Annotated in this window: 15 protein-coding genes; all 15 read right to left on the bottom strand. The window is 56.9% G+C overall.

Translation table 11 applies throughout. The annotated features are described in order from the left end of the window. Nucleotides 1-66: 66 nt before the first annotated feature. Nucleotides 67-1,422, bottom strand: coding sequence for a DNA repair protein RadA (radA, locus tag B1757_RS07725; RefSeq protein WP_101537761.1), 1,356 nt, complete (start codon nt 1,420-1,422; stop codon nt 67-69). Then, nucleotides 1,419-2,513: an alanine racemase gene (gene alr, locus B1757_RS07720; RefSeq protein WP_101537817.1), complete on the bottom strand. Its 1,095-nt coding sequence runs from the start codon at nt 2,511-2,513 to the stop codon at nt 1,419-1,421. The genes radA and alr overlap by 4 nt, the downstream gene beginning before the upstream one ends. Before the next feature lie 63 nt (nt 2,514-2,576). After that, nucleotides 2,577-3,950 (bottom strand): replicative DNA helicase, encoded by a 1,374-nt coding sequence (dnaB, locus tag B1757_RS07715; protein ID WP_101537760.1) that lies wholly within the window; start codon nt 3,948-3,950, stop codon nt 2,577-2,579. A 26-nt stretch (nt 3,951-3,976) separates the two neighbouring features. After that, nucleotides 3,977-4,423: a 50S ribosomal protein L9 gene (rplI, locus tag B1757_RS07710; protein WP_101537759.1), complete on the bottom strand. Its 447-nt coding sequence runs from the start codon at nt 4,421-4,423 to the stop codon at nt 3,977-3,979. A 36-nt stretch (nt 4,424-4,459) separates the two neighbouring features. Continuing rightward, entirely contained in the window at nt 4,460-5,377 is a 918-nt protein-coding gene (locus B1757_RS07705; protein WP_101537758.1) for a DUF2232 domain-containing protein, read from the bottom strand. Between the two features lie 15 nt (nt 5,378-5,392). Then, nucleotides 5,393-5,665, bottom strand: coding sequence for a 30S ribosomal protein S18 (gene rpsR / locus B1757_RS07700; protein WP_010637680.1), 273 nt, complete (start codon nt 5,663-5,665; stop codon nt 5,393-5,395). 17 nt (nt 5,666-5,682) lie between these two features. Next, nucleotides 5,683-6,078 (bottom strand): 30S ribosomal protein S6, encoded by a 396-nt coding sequence (gene rpsF / locus B1757_RS07695; RefSeq protein WP_101537757.1) that lies wholly within the window; start codon nt 6,076-6,078, stop codon nt 5,683-5,685. Between the two features lie 107 nt (nt 6,079-6,185). Further along, nucleotides 6,186-7,199, bottom strand: coding sequence for a beta-N-acetylhexosaminidase (nagZ, locus tag B1757_RS07690; RefSeq protein ID WP_253253774.1), 1,014 nt, complete (start codon nt 7,197-7,199; stop codon nt 6,186-6,188). Between the two features lie 7 nt (nt 7,200-7,206). After that, on the bottom strand, nt 7,207-9,351 hold the full coding sequence (locus B1757_RS07685) for an APC family permease (RefSeq protein ID WP_101537755.1): 2,145 nt from the start codon (nt 9,349-9,351) through the stop codon (nt 7,207-7,209). Further along, entirely contained in the window at nt 9,352-9,885 is a 534-nt protein-coding gene (locus tag B1757_RS07680; RefSeq protein ID WP_253253773.1) for a L,D-transpeptidase, read from the bottom strand. Further along, on the bottom strand, nt 9,875-11,197 hold the full coding sequence (gene rlmD, locus B1757_RS07675) for a 23S rRNA (uracil(1939)-C(5))-methyltransferase RlmD (protein ID WP_101537753.1): 1,323 nt from the start codon (nt 11,195-11,197) through the stop codon (nt 9,875-9,877). Before rlmD ends, B1757_RS07680 begins: the two co-directional genes overlap by 11 nt. Continuing rightward, nucleotides 11,184-11,981 (bottom strand): 3'-5' exonuclease, encoded by a 798-nt coding sequence (locus B1757_RS07670; RefSeq protein WP_253253772.1) that lies wholly within the window; start codon nt 11,979-11,981, stop codon nt 11,184-11,186. The genes rlmD and B1757_RS07670 overlap by 14 nt, the downstream gene beginning before the upstream one ends. Nucleotides 11,982-11,989: 8 nt before the next feature. Continuing rightward, nucleotides 11,990-12,688, bottom strand: a complete 699-nt coding sequence (locus tag B1757_RS07665; protein ID WP_101537751.1) for a DUF1318 domain-containing protein — start codon at nt 12,686-12,688, stop codon at nt 11,990-11,992. Between the two features lie 4 nt (nt 12,689-12,692). After that, entirely contained in the window at nt 12,693-14,705 is a 2,013-nt protein-coding gene (locus B1757_RS07660; RefSeq protein WP_253253770.1) for a translocation/assembly module TamB domain-containing protein, read from the bottom strand. Nucleotides 14,706-14,768: 63 nt separating this feature from the next. Further along, entirely contained in the window at nt 14,769-15,653 is an 885-nt protein-coding gene (gene cysM, locus B1757_RS07655; protein ID WP_101537750.1) for a cysteine synthase CysM, read from the bottom strand. Nucleotides 15,654-15,679: the final 26 nt, after the last annotated feature.

Below are 15,679 nucleotides of genomic sequence, written 5' to 3'. Positions count from 1 at the left end.
GTGAACTTTTAGCGAACCTGCAGTCGTCACCCTAACGACTCCAAAGCGATTTGGCAAGCGCTTGATTCATTCATCAAATGCGGCATCCATAGCATCTCCCAGTCGCAAGACCGCAGCAATCCTGAATTTGTCTGGAGCCGATAACTGATCGCTACGCGGCATCACTGCGCCGGTGAAGCCTAATTTGACGGCTTCGCGAATGCGTCCCTGGGCGTCCGCAACGGGCCGCACTTCCCCTGCCAGACCCAACTCACCAAAAACCACCCGCCGGCCTAGCAACGCCTTATTGCGAAAGCTGCTCAATAAGGCCAGCGCCACCGCCAGATCTGCGGCAGGCTCATTAACCCGGACACCTCCGGCAATATTGACGAAAACGTCCTGATCAAAAAAAGGGGTATCTCCATGGCGGTGCAAAATCGCCAGCAGCAAGGACAAGCGGTTGGGATCCAGACCAATGGCCACCCGACGCGGATTCGCCAGAGGGCTGGGGGTGACCAGTGCCTGCACTTCGACCAGCAGCGGGCGGGTGCCCTCCTGGGTCGCCAGAACAACGCTGCCGGGCACTGGTTTTTCATGTTGGGAAAGAAACAGCTGCGAGGGATTAGCGACTTCGCTGAGACCAGACTCCTGCATCTGGAAGACCCCCAGCTCATTGGCGGCACCAAAGCGGTTCTTGATGGCACGAACAATCCGGTAAGGACTGCCCGCTTCCCCTTCAAAATACAATACGCTATCCACCATGTGTTCCAGCACACGCGGCCCAGCAATGGCACCCTCCTTGGTGACATGCCCAACTAACCAGAGGGTCGTAGCACTGGCTTTGGCAAAACGTACAAGCCGCGCCGCACATTCCCTCACCTGGGCCACCGAACCGGGCGCCGATTGCAGACTGTCGGTGTACAAGGTCTGAATGGAATCCACCAGCAATAAATCGGGTTTTTCGGTCTGGAGTAGAACTTCGAGGGCTTCCAGATGATTTTCCGCCAGCACCCGCAACGGACTTTTGGCGACACCGAGACGTTGCGCGCGCATGGCTACCTGGGCGGCAGATTCCTCTCCCGTTACATAGAGCACCCGGTTATTCAGACTCAGGTGATGGGCGGTCTGTAATAATAGGGTGGATTTGCCGATTCCCGGCTCACCCCCTAGCAAAATCGCCGCACCGGGCACTTGTCCGCCGCCCAACACCCTATCCAGCTCCTGCATGCCCGTAGAGCGACGATCCAGATCTTCCAGAGGGACTGCATGAAGAAACTGTGGCGGGCTGGCGTTGCTGAAAGCCGTTTGCGCGCGCGGGCTGCTTTTTTCCACCCGCTGCTCCACAAAACTGTTCCAGGCCCCGCAATCCGGGCAGCGGCCCAACCACTTGCTGCTGGTACTGCCACAGTCCTGACAGACGAACACGTTTTTATCTCGGCTCATGGTCCCAACCTGCGCGGTACTCGCATCTGGAGGCGGCAACTCATCTCGTAAGGAATGGTCTCCAGGCGCGAGGCGAGAGATTCCAGGGTAGGACCGCCAGCGCCCATCAAATGCACCGCACTCCCGATATCCGCCTGAACGTGGGTGAGGTCCACGAAGAGCATGTCCATGCTGACCCGCCCCAAAGTCCGGGTCTTCTGACCCGCAACCACGATGTCGGTATCGGTCTCCAACGGACGCGGATAGCCATCTCCATAACCAGCCGCGACCACGCCCACCCGACAGGCAACCGGTGCCTGCCAGGCGGCACCGTAACCCAACCATTCACCCGCCTGGAGCTGGCGCGTAGCGACAATTTCGCTGCGCCAGGAAAGTACGGGTTGCAGACCGATATCAATCCCGTTCCAGCCGGCAAAAGGGGATAATCCGTAGAGCATCAAACCCGGACGCACCCAGTACTGATGGGCTGCAGGCAAGGCCAGGACGGCGCCGGAATTAGCCAGACTGTGCTGCCCCAGAGTCAGTCCGGAAAAGTTCTGTAGCGTCTGGTCGAAAACCCCGATCTGCTGCGCATTGAAAGGATCTTCCGTATGATCCGCGCGGGCCAGATGACTCATCAGCCCCAATACCTGCCAGTGTGGGTAGGCCTGCAGCTTCGCGAAAATTTCCGGCAGGCGTTCGGGCGCAAAACCCAAACGATGCATCCCCGTATCCACCTTGATGAAAATCTGCAGGTCCTGCTGCGCCGCGCAGTTCTCCATCCAGCGTAACTGACGATCTTCATGAATGACCAGCCAATATCCCCTTTCTGCAGCCACAGACACTTCTTCGTCGGCAAAGGGGCCTCCCAGCAGGCAGATGGGTTTAGCCAGATTCAAGGCGTGAATGGTTTCGGCTTCTTCCAGGGAAGCCACAGCAAAGGCATCCACTCCAGCATCTGCCAGGACCGGAGCGCAAAGCTGCACATCATGCCCATAGGCATTGGCCTTGACCGCCGCCATGATTCTGGAACGGGGGGCATGAGTTTGGGCCACCCGGAGATTGTGGGCCAAGGCAGAACGGGAAATTTCAGCAACAATCGGACGGGTCATGGTAATGATGATAACCCAAAGCGGTCTGAAAACCCGAATAAAAATTCCCGGCAAACGAACAATCTAGTGCGGGTAATCACCGCCTGTCGGGGCATAATTTTCAAAGCGGGTGTACTCTCCGAAAAAGCTCATCCGTACGGTGCCGATGGGACCATTGCGCTGCTTACCAATGATTACTTCGGCAATGCCCTTCACTTCTTCGTTGTCCTTGTTGTACACCTCATCCCGGTAGAGGAACAAAATCAGATCAGCATCCTGTTCTATGGCGCCTGACTCGCGCAAATCCGACATCTGTGGCCGCTTTTCCGTCCGGTTTTCCAGACTGCGATTGAGCTGGGACAGGGCAATAACCGGAATGGACAACTCCTTGGCGAGGGCTTTCAGGGAGCGACTGATTTCGGAGATTTCCGCCACCCGGTTGTCTCCTCGGCCCGGAACCTGCATGAGCTGCAGATAATCCACCACAATCAGATCCAGGCCCTGTTCCCGCTTCAAACGCCGCGCTCGGGAACGCAAATCTGCCGGCGACAGGGCCGCCGAATCATCGGCAAAAAGTGGCGCAGTACCCAACTCACCGATGGCGTGGGCCAATCTCGGCCAATCATCGTTACCGAGAGTACCATTCCGCAGCCGGTGTTGATCGACCCGACCCCGGGAAGACAGGGCGCGCAGGATAATTTCGTCAGTGGGCATTTCCATGCTGAATACCAGCACGTTTTTACCCTCTACGCAGGCCACGTGCTCGGCAATATTCATGGCAAAGGAGGTTTTACCCATACTGGGACGTCCCGCCACAATCACCAGTTGGCCAGGGTGCATACCAGAAGTTTTTTCGTCCAGGTCGACAAAGCCGGTAGCTAGACCCGTAACACCTTTTTTTTCACGGGCAATGGCCTCAATGCGATCGATGACAGCGGGCAGGGCCTCTTTTAATTGCAAGAATCCTTTGCCGGCGCGCTGCTGTCCTTCAGTCAGACGAAAAACCCGACTTTCGGCTTCATCCAGAAGCGTGTGGGCAGCCCGGCCTTCGGGTCGGTAGGCCAACTCGGCAATTTCCCGACCCACGCGAATCAGTTCCCGCAATACAGCCCGTTCCCGGACAATACGGGCATAGGCCAATACATTGGCGGCGGAGGGGGTTTCATTGGCGAGCAGCAGCAGATACTGAACACCACCCGCATCGGCGAGCCGCTCGTGATCCTGCAAGGTCTCGGACACCGTGACCGCATCCACCACGCGGCCGGCATTGAGCATGTCATTGATCGTCTGAAAAATCAGGCGATGACGACGTTCATAAAAATCTTCGGCAGCGACAGCTTCCATGACCTGATCCGCAGATTCCGGATCAATCAGCAGGGCGCCAATCACCGATTGCTCGGCTTCGATGGAATGGGGCGGCGCTTTTACGCCAGCGCCGTAGTCATCCTCTTCATACAAGATCGCTGCCTCGGCCGCTCAGGAAATCAGGCCCTTTCGACAAACACCATGACATCCAGCTCGACTTCAGGATGCAAATGGACCCGCGCCGGAAACTCACCAATCCGCTTGATGGGTCCGTCTACCAGACGAATCTCGGTATGGGCCACTGTATGTCCCTGCGCCTGGAGGGCCGCACTGATATCATGCAAGCCTACAGAACCGAACAAACGCCCATCTTCTCCAGCCTGCAAGGCAATTTTTACTACGGCATCCGCCAGAGCGGCGGCACGCTGCTGAGCAGCCTGCAGACGCTCCATTTCAACCTGCTCCAGGGCAGCCTTGCGCTCGGCAAATTCTTCCAGATTACGCTGGTTGGCGATTACCGCCTTGCCCTGGGGCACCAGAAAGTTACGTCCATAGCCGGGCTTGACTTCAACCACATCACCCAGACGACCTAATTTGTTGATACGTTCCAGCAAAATGACTTTCATCTTCCAATCCTCCCAAAAATCCTTGCAATACGTTCCTCAGGAACGCGGTCTCAATAATCTGTGCCGCAAGTGGAATACCCGATCCAGCATTCCCAACACACTCAACACCAGCAGCAGCTGTGACAACAAAATCAGGACAATATACAGCCCCAGCAGCGCCATCGTCGGCCAGCCTTTGGCCGCAAACCATAAATGCACAAAGCTCAAACCCTGCAAGAGGTACCAGGTCCCGACCAGCAGTGCCAGATTCTGGAGAGGCCAGGCCCATGCTCCGTGCACCAGGACAATTCCCAATAGTGTTGCCACCAGCAGCCAGATCAACCGCCCCGGTAACTCCAGGTTGCCGTAAACCCGTTGCGGCTGCTCCAGCCCCTGATACCGTTCATGCCAACGGCTGGCCAGCAGCGCTGCGAGTGTCCACAGGAGAACCAAACCGGCAGACGCGATACCCGGCAGCAGCGGCGCCATACGCAACACGGCAGTCATCTGTGCCTTGCTGATTTCTGTATTCAACGGCTTCAGCATTTGCGTCATCTGACTTTGCCAGAAAGTCGGTCCGGCGCCCAAAGGAACCGCCCACAACATCAGCACCAGGGTCGTAAGGGAAAGTCCTATCAGCACCCAGACCACCCCACCCCACTGGATATGCCAGTGCAAGCCCTCACCCAGCAAGCGTCCCGGTAGCCAGGCTACCAGAACAAACAGCAAGCCAAACCAGGGGTTGAAGGTAAAGAGCATGCTGGCAATACCCGCGATGACCAATACTTCCAGGCTTTCCTTACGTCCCGCCTGTAATGTCACCAGCGCTACCAGGGCCACACAATTCAAAAAAAGTGGCGCGGCCAGAAAGGGGACCAATCCAGCCAGGCTGAACAGAACAGCAATACTTAAACCGGCTTGCCAGCGTCCGCTGAGAAACCAGCGCAGGATTCCACCCTGTGACTGCGCCGTCACCGCTCCGTCAGTGCCTTAACGCACAACGTAAGGTAACAATGCCAGAAAACGCGCGCGCTTGATGGCGGTGGTCAACTGCCGCTGATACAAATTACTGGTACCGGTAATCCGGCTGGGGACAATTTTACCGGTCTCGCCCACATAAGCCTGCAAGGTCTTCAAATCCTTGTAATCAATTTCCTTGACGCCTTCCGCCTTGAAACGGCAGAACTTGCGGCGCCGGGTAAAATTGCCGCCACCGCGTTTGTCACCGTCACCGTCCCGATCTCTATCCCGATTAAATGCCATTTTGTCTGCTCCTTGAATCAGGCCGTCTCAACGGCTTCATTGTCATTGCTTTCGCTTGCTTCATCTTCTGTTTCAACGCGCTCACGCCGGTCATTTTCATCACGGGCCAGGAAGGACGGTTCGGTGACCGCTTCTTCACGTACCAGAATCAGGTGGCGCAATACTGCGTCGTTAAAACGAAAAGCATCTTCGACTTCAGCCAGAGCCGTGCCGCTGCATTCGACATTCATCAGCACATAGTGGGCTTTATGGGCCTTTTTGATGGGGTAAGCCAGCTGCCGACGACCCCAGTCCTCCAAACGATGGAAACGACCGCCGTCGGCTTCGATCATGCCGCGATAGCGTTCAATCATCTGAGGAACTTGCTCACTCTGATCAGGATGGACCAGAAACACGATTTCATAATGACGCAAACGTTGCTCCTTATGGTTCACTACGGAGTCCGGACGCCCATCGTCCGAACAAGGAGTAAAAATTGGTGAGGGCGTATTCTAATACGCGGCGCGGGAAAAACAAGAGCTTAACCGGATATTTCGGCAATTTCCCGGATATAGTGAACACGATCCGACTCTGACAGCGATTTACCGGCTGTTCCAGCAAGGGAATCCAGGATGGCAGCGCCCGACGCTTCTCCCCGCTTCTGCACATGCGTGATTGCCTTTCGAGCCCCCTCAGGATCATTGCAAACCAGCAGCAGATCGGCGCCGGCCTGCTGCGCCGCATCCACCCGCGCGGTCATTGTACCTGCTCCATGAGCACCGCCCATACTCAAATCGTCACTGACAATGACCCCCGTAAAGCCCATCTCCTGCCGCAGCACGTCCTTGAGCCAGATACGGGAAAAACCGGCAGGCTGCTCGGGATCTACCTGCGGATACAAGCAGTGGGCGGGCATAATGGCCGGGATCCCCGCCCGAATCATATCCCTGAAAGGGCGGATGTCTTCTTCCAGAACACCACGAGGCCGCTCATCCCTGGGTAAATCGTGATGGGAGTCGGCAGTGACGGCACCATGACCAGGGAAGTGCTTGCCTACTCCCTGCAAACCAGAATCCGACATCCCCTGCCAGAGACGCGCGGCAATGGCGGCTACCCATTCGGGATTACGATGGATGGCGCGATCACCGATCACCCGGGAAACACCGCGTTCCAGATCCAGACAAGGGGTAAAACTGAAATCCAAGTCCAGCTCCCGTAATTCCGCACCGAGCAGGCGCCCCCAGTCATAAGCCAGGGATTGGGCAATTTGCAGTCCCTGCTGCTCGGCGATTTGCCCCAACCTGGCCATGGGCGGGAAACGGGTCACCCCCTCCTTGAGGCGCTGCACCCGGCCGCCTTCCTGATCAATACCGATCAGCAGCGGCGGACTGCGCAGGGCATGAATTTCCTGACAGAGCGCATGGACCTGGCGGGCATCCTGACAGTTGCGGGCAAAGAGAATCACGCCGCCGACGGCCGGTTCGCAGAGCATCTGCCGCTCTTCCGGCGTGGGCTGCAGGCCAGCAATATCCACCATCAGGGGACCACGCGGCATGATTCGTTCAGTTCCGGGGGGCATCCTGGGAGTTTCCGCTCGTCGGCTGTTCTGTTGCTTCGCCAGTTTCCTGCGTTTGGGCCTTGGCCTTGCTGCCCTCCTTGTCTGCGTCTTCCTGCTGGACCAGCTCCATGTCCGGCGACATGGAAATCGGCAGCTCAATGCGCGGCGGCTGACTGGGAATACCATGCACATGCACCGGGACGATCATCATGCTGAATCCGTCATGCTGCAAACGATCCTGGACAATAAAACTGACTTCATCATGCAACAGACCATGGAAGGGTCCCCTGGCCCGATTGTCGATGACACGCCCCGCAAAAAAAATACTTTGCGGAAAATAACGGATGGCCACATCGGCCAGCTCTTCCATCGCCAGAATCCGGTCCGTGGAATAGGTCGCGAACCAGGTTGATGCCATCCCTTCATTACGACAGAAAGCCATATATTGATCGGCTTCCGCTTCTACATACACCTTCAGGTCTTCCAGCGCCTTGATACCCTTGAACTCCCCCTGCCCGACAATACCCGCCAGCAGAAACACGTAATTCTTGACAAAGCCACCCACCATCCGATGGGCAGTCAACAGGGTATGCAAGCCCAGACCGTCAAAACGGCTCACAAAAAACACCGCCGTCGCCCCTCGGGGATCCAGGGGTAAGTTGGGACCAGGTTCCAGATGCTCGGGAACCACATCCAGCATGGTTTCATCCAGTTCTGCCGTGATTTTGCGAATGCTCTTGTAATGCCGGTAAATCAGATAGCCGAGCACCACCACCACCAAGGTCACCAGCAAGGTAAACCAGCCACCCGCATCAAATTTTTCAAAAACGGTGATCGCCAGAATGGAGGCTGTCACCAATAAGCCCAGCACACTGATGGTGAGTCGACCTTTCCAGCGCGGCTCCTGATGGCGCTGGGTAAACCAGTGTCTGCTCAATCCTGCCATGGTCAGGGTAAAGGTAATAAACACGTTGATGCTGTAGAGCACCACCAAAATTCTGACATGACCCCCAGTGGCCAACAAAATAGCGACTGCTGAAAAGCCCACCAGTAAAATGCCGTTGCGCGATACAAAGCGATCCGAGAGATAGGAAAAGCGCTCAGGCAACCAGCGATCCACCGCCATATTGGCCATGACAATGGGGGCGGTGATAATACCGGTATTGGCCGCGATGAATAGCAACAGCCCTTCGGTAATCAGGGTAATAATGGTAGCCGTAGGGCCAAAATGGATCCCGGCAATGGTCCAGTCGCTGGTGATAGCCGTATACAGAACAGCATTCAGAGTCTGCCCGGAGTGTTCATGGACGTGATACATCAGATACAGAAAAATCAGGCTTCCCGCCACCAGTGACAGGGAGGTTGCCAGCAAAGTCATGGTGCGTTGCCCGGTCTGGATACGCGGTTCGCGCATGATGTGCACGCCGTTGGCCACTGCCTCCAGGCCGGTGTAGGTTCCGCCGCCCAGGCTGAAGGCACGCATAACCAGTGCGGCAATGAATATCCAGCCGTACACCTGATCGTCGTGCCGGGCACCAGCTATGGTATTACTGGCGATGCTCGGAAAATCGCCCACATGGCTGACCAGACCAAAACCCAGCATGATGATGTGGGTGGCGACAAAAGCCATGAAAATGGGCAGGAGAATCTTGATGGATTCCTTCATGCCCCGCAAATTGATGAAAATCAGAAACAGTAGAATGGCCACATCAATCAGAATGCGTTCGCTGTACCAGTAGGCGGGTAAACTGCTGAGCAGTGTTTCGGTACCCGAAGCCACGGAAATGGCCGCCGTCAACACATAATCCACAATCAAGGCCGAACCGCTCACCAGCCCCGCCTTGGGACCGAGTAGGGTCGACGCAGTGTGATAACCACCGCCTCCATCCGGAAAAAGAGCAATTACCTGTTTGTAACCAGCCGAAATAATGAATACCGAAATCGGGATACCAATCGCCAGAAAAACTGCCAGATACTCATGGCCCTTCAAGGCATAATAAATTTCTGGAGGACCATAGGCCGAGGAGGACAAGGCGTCTGAACCCAGCCCCACCCAGGCCAGAAAGGCCGCTAAAGACAAACTCTCAAACAGCTTCGGGTTGAATACGTTTACGGCGCGACGAAATCGGGGTAAGCGAATCCAGGCCATTCAGGACCTCCTCAACGGGGGAAAATCAACAGGGGGCTGTAGCCCGATAAAGACCGGGTGTCCCGGCGCAATCGCTGGAAAAAGGCTGCATAACGTCTCGGGATGCATACGAATACAGCCTGCAGAAACAGCTTGACCAAGCCGCGCAGTATCAGCCGTGCCATGAATGTAAATATAACGGCGAAAAGTATCCTGCAAAGCGCCACGATTCAGTCCCGGCTCCATCCCCGACAGCCAGAGAATCCGCCCCAGTATCCAGTCTTGCTGGGGGATATCGGTCGCATCCCGGGGAGAAAAGCACGCTCCGGTCCAGCGCCGCCCGCGCAGGATGGCGTTATTCGGTAAGCCCGCGCCGATTTTTGCGCGGACCTGATGCCAGCCTCGCGGCGTACAGGCGCTGTCACGCAACTCTCCCAAGCCTTTCAGGGCGGTGGACACCGGATATTGGGCCTGCTCGTCCAGAGCCGCCATCACCCGCAGTTGCTGACCGGCCACGTCCACCCACAGCCAATGGGCAGAGGGATCATTTTTCAAAGAGAGCGATGGATTCGACATGGGCGGTATGGGGGAACATGTTGACGACACCGGCAGCACGCAGAGTGTAACCGCGCTGATGAACCAGATATTCGGCATCCCGCGCCAGCGTCGCCGGATTACAGGACACATAGACCAGACGGGCAACGCTGGGGGTCAGGCTTTGCAACACTTCCATGGCACCACTGCGGGGAGGATCAATGAGCATTTTGTCGATTTTCCCTGCTATCTGAAAATCGCCCATCTGCGCCCGGGTCAGATCCGCCACCTGATAGCGGGCCAGGGCAGAAAGACCGTTAGCAGCAGCATTTTCCGTGGCCAAAGCCACCAGTCGCGCATCGCCTTCGATACCCAGCACTTCAGCCCCCAGACGGGCGATGGGCAGGGTAAAATTTCCCAGACCACAAAACAAATCGAGGATATGGTCGCCCGCCTGGGGACGCAGCAAGGCCATAGCACGGCGCACCATCACCTGATTGACCGGCTGATTCACCTGGGTAAAAACCAGAGGATCAAAACGCATACGCAACTGATAATCGGGCAGGTCATAATGCAGGGTGCCGGGCTGTTCGGGAAAAAGTGGATGGAGGGTATCGGGACCGCGCGGCTGCAACCAGATTTGCAGGTCGTGATCCTGCCCGAACTGGCGCAAATGCTGGAGATCGCTGTCTGCCAGCGGACGCATGTGCCGAAATACCAGGGCCACGGCATCAGGGGTGCAGGCGACCTCAATCTGAGGGAAATCCTGGGGCGACTGCATCTGACCGATCAGTACCCGCAACGCGGCAATACGCTGTCCGACTCTGGGATCCAGCACCAGACATTGCTGCATGTCCACCACATAGTTGCTGCTGCGTTCACGGAAGCCGACCAGAGCTCCCCGGGTTTTGGGCGTGCGCACCGACAGTCTGGCCTTGCTGCGATAACCCAGGATCGGACCAAAAATCGGCGGTAAAATCCGTTGGGGACGCACTTTGCCAATGCGCCAGAGATTATCCTCCAGCTGCCGTTGCTTGATGGCGACCTGCGCGGTCATTTCCAGATGCTGCAAACTGCAGCCACCACAGAGTCCAAAATGCGGACAGGGCGGTGGCACCCGCAAGGACGAGCTTTTCAGGAGAGCGACAGTTTCCCCCCGCTCAAAGGTCTTGTGATTTTCCGTGCGCCGGGCCAGCACTTCCTCGCCGGGCAGGGCACCATCCACAAACAGCACCTTACCATCGACCCGGGCAATACCGCGCCCTTCGCCGTCCAGGCTCTCAATACGCACCCTTTCGGGTAAGGCATCGCGAATGAGTTTAGGGCGCGACATGCAGGTTTTCCGGCCACAAGTCGAGAAACTCCCGGATGTGGACCTCATCACGATGCTGTAAATAGCTGCGCAACTGAGTTTGCCGGGCTTCGTAGGCGGATTTATCGAGGTGCCCCCGGGTGAACTCAAAGCGCAGATGCATCAGGGCGGTATTGAGCACATCCACCTCGCAATAGTGGCGGATGGAGGCTATTTCTCCTTGCTGGTAATGCGCCAGCACTTCTGCACCACTCATGCCGAGCTTACCGGGCAAACCCATCAACAGAGCCATGTCCTGCAAACGAGCTACATTCCGGGCCTGATATCCAGAGAGCAGGTCCATAAGATCGAGATGGCGTTCATGATACCGACTGGTGTAATTATTCCAGCGATAGTTGCTGTCACCCTGCCCCTGCTCCCAGTAGCGGGCCGCCGGAATGCCGTGCAGGAAAGCCCGATAATGCAGCACCGGCAGATCAAAAGCGGCACCATTCCAGGACACCAGTTGCGGGGCGTAGCGCTGAATCATCTGGAAGAAGGCATGCACCAGGGTGGCTTCACTATCGCTCAGCGCCCCAAAACTGCTGAGCTTGACCTGATCACCCTGCCACCACAAGGCGGAAATGGCCACCACCTGATGCAGGTAGGGACGCAGAAACTCAGTGGCCCCCTGGGTTTCAATACGGCGTTGATGCTGCAGCAACTCCGCCACACCCGCATCATCAGCCAGGTCAATGCCATGCAGACGCCGACCTCCGGCAATATCCGGAATGGTCTCGATATCAAAAACCAGGATATTCTGCAAAGTTAGATTTATTTCTTCTGCCACTGCCCACTGGCATTCTGGTACCAGTATCCGGCCGGAGCCTTGCTGATCCAGGTCTGGGCAAAGGTCTGCTGAATTTGTCCTTCCCAGTCGGGATGGCCATTGGCATTGGCAATTTGCTGATAAAGATTCTGCAGGGCACTGTTGTTGCTGCTGACCAGTCCACTGAGACCGGCGCGGGCCTGCAAGGACACCGCCGCTGCGTCATGAATGGCGACCAGTCCATTGGCAGTCCAGCCCACTGCCCCGCTCTCAAAATAGGGGCGCATCCGGGTGGCGATGGCTTCCAACTGAGCCCGGGCAGCCTGCACCCCGGGGCTGGAGGCATTCAAGTCGGCCGCCGCTTCAGCCGGAGTACTCACGACTGAAAACCCCGTAGCCAGCAGATACCCTGCCACATGGGCCGGGGTCAGGCGCTCAAAAGCACTGGGAGCTGGGGAAACGACAGGGGCAGTCAATGCTGGGGCAGAATGATCAGGAGATACATGATTCGCTGCGGCGGATGGGGACACTGCGCCGCTGGCAGCGGCCTTGTAAACTTCTCCAACCACCTGATCTGCCAGACGCTTGGCCGCCGCAGCCGGAAAATAAATATTTACAGTGACGCAAGCCGAAAGGCCGACGAGCATGCCCAGCAACAGCAACGCCTGGGTACTGCGGGTTTTCAGCCAATTCTGCTTGTTCATCTGCCTATTCTCCTGTGTGTACCTGCGGCCCGGTTTCCATGGCCGTTTTTAATCTGGCCAGCAATTCATCCCAGCTGACCCGGTGATTGTACCCCACTATATCCACCCTGGGCAGTCCTTGTCCCTGCAAAATCACAAAGCCGCCATTTTCTGTCCCTACTCCCGAAAGCTCGGCAATACCGTTTGCGAGATCAACACCCATGCCCAGGTGACGATAGCTGAACGTGTTGAACAAACGTAAAAACATGCCCTGAAAAAAGCCACCAATGCCTGCGCCCCCCCCTAATTTGGTAATATTCTGAACAGCCTGATAACTAATTTTTTGGGGAACCCCCGGGGTTTTTACCGTAGCGAAGCGGGCCTGGAAAGCTTCAGGAGACCAGTTCAACAGGTAAAGATGACGCAGATTACCATCCAGCACCCCACTGATATAACCAAAGTGAAAGGCTTCGGTGAGCGGCTTCAACTGTAACCCCTGTACCGAGACATTGGCGCGCAGCAGCGGCATCACACCCAAGAAATTCTGCACCTGTAAATCACGCACCCGGACTTCACCACCGAAAATGCCCGCACTCAATTCGCCGCTGGTATGGATCGTGCCGGCATGGTAGGTCAGTTCCGGTATGGTAGCCTGAATCGTCCCGGTAAATGGCGGCCAGTGCATGATCCGGGTCAGCGATCGCATACTCAGCCCCTTCAGGTCACCGCGCATGGCAAAGCCGGAATGCGCCCCCCGCCAATGCCCGGAGAGTTGCTGAAAATGCAGAACACCACCCAGAAGATGAATATCCAGGGGATGGTACAAGGCAAAACCACCAGGATGCAGAGCCAGCCGCAGCGCCACGGGTCCAAGAGGAATATGATACAGGGTAGCGCGCTGCCAATGAAACACCGCGCTTTCCAACGGCGAATGTTCGTCCCAGGCCCCATGGCTGCTAACACCCTGCAAGCTCATGGGTGGACTAGAAAAACTGCCGCCCTGCAGATCCCAACGCAGCGCGTGCAGTGCCGGGACTCCCGCCACGGAAAAACGCAAACGGCCTGCAAGCAGCGCTTGCGCCGCAAAACTACTGGCAGGCAACAAGGGTTTGATCCAGTGAGCAAAAAGAGGTTCCAGGCCAACATCCACATCGTGCAAATCCCAGCGCATGGAACCACCATGAAGAGACTGACTCACGGTGAATCTGGCCGTACCCAGTTCCGGCCAGTCAATGCGGCCCCGGTTCAGGCGCCACTGTTCTGCGGTCTGTTGCCAGTCACTATGCACCACTACTGGACGCACGGGCGCTGCCCAATACCAGGGGCTCCATAATACGCCGCCTTGGGTCCAGCGAAGCTGCAGCTGTCCTTGCCAGTGTCGCAGCCATTGGCCATCACCCGTGAGCGTTGCAGCCACATTCTGAGCCGCTTGCAAGCCGTCGGGACTGCTAAACTGACCCTTGTAAAGTCGCGCCACAAAATGCAACTGGTTTATCCGGGACCAGCTTTTTCCATCAGACGTCAATTGCCAATGCATCGCGCCGCCCGCCTGCCACTTGGCGGGAAGCATTTGCAGGGCGGGAACCCACCCCTTTAAGGCTAGATCTCCCCGGGCTTGCAACTGCCAGTGTCCCGTTGCCCCGCTGTGAATCCGCAAGGTCGTGTGTCCGAATGTTGCGCCTTGCAGATGGAGCTGCAAGCTACCCGCGCCATCGCTACGCAGCACCTGCAAGCGGCCATCACTCTGCAGTTCTCCCCAAGGGCTTCCGGAAACCGTCAACTGCAGGCCGGAGCAGGACCAGCCATACTGCGTCTGCAGTTTGCAATGACCCTGCATTTTTTGCCATACCCGTTGCTTGCCCATCGCCACTACTCCGGCCTGTACTTGCAGGTGAGCAGTATAGCTGGAGTCGGTCTGCAGTGACGCCTGTAAGTGCTGCGCTTGCCAGCCTGGCCCCTGAACGCTGGAAGCACTGATTTCCAGGGTCTGCGCCCCGGCTGAACCAGTCAGGAAAAGCCCACCGCCGCAGAGTAACACCAGGCTTGTCCATATCCCAAAAGGCCTCGGTGGACGAAACATGGAAAAAGCGGGCATCGCCACTCAGGCCGGAAAAACGCCTGTACTCAGGTAACGGTCACCACGATCACAAATAATGGCAACCAACACCCCTCGCTCCAGGTTTCTGGCGACACGCAGGGCGGCCACTACGGCGCCCCCCGAAGAGATACCTGCCAGCACCCCTTCATCCCGGGCCAGTCGCCGGGTCATGTCTTCGGCTTCCTCCTGGGTCACGTCCTCAATCTGGCTGACCATTTCCCGATGATAGATTTTGGGTAAGTAGGCTTCCGGCCAGCGACGAATTCCCGGTATTTTCGCCCCTTCTGCTGGTTGTACGCCAACAATCTGAATATCCGGCTTCACTGCTCTCAGATACCGGGAAGTCCCCATGATCGTGCCGGTGGTACCCATGGACGAAACAAAATGGGTCACAGTGCCGCGCGTATCCCGCCAGATTTCCGGTCCGGTACTAAGATAATGCGCTTCCGGGTTATCGGGATTGGAAAACTGATCCAGCATGAAGCCCTTTCCGTCTGCTACCATCTGCCGGGCCAGATCAATGGAACCTTCAATACTGCCTTCTGCCGGAGTCAATATGACTTCAGCGCCATAGGCGCGCATTACCTGGCGGCGCTCAATGCTCATGTTTTCGGGCATGATCAGGGTCATCGGGATACCCCGCACCGAAGCCGCCATAGCCAGGGCAATCCCGGTATTACCGCTGGTGGGCTCAATCAGGCGTGTCGAAGTGCTGATGGTGCCTCGCTCCAGGGCGCGACGGATCATGTTCATGGCCGGGCGATCCTTGACGGAACCCGCTGGATTGTTGCCCTCCAGCTTGCCAAAAATCCGGACCCCGGCCCGGGGTGCCAGACTTCTCAATTCACAAAGGGGCGTGTTGCCTACCCAATCTTCCAGACCAGCCATCCAATTGTCCTCATAGTTTCGAGCTA

The organism is Acidithiobacillus marinus (genome assembly GCF_002847505.1).
GTDB classification, from domain to species: domain Bacteria; phylum Pseudomonadota; class Gammaproteobacteria; order Acidithiobacillales; family Acidithiobacillaceae; genus Acidithiobacillus; species Acidithiobacillus marinus.
This window is presented reverse-complemented; position numbering and strand designations above follow the sequence as displayed.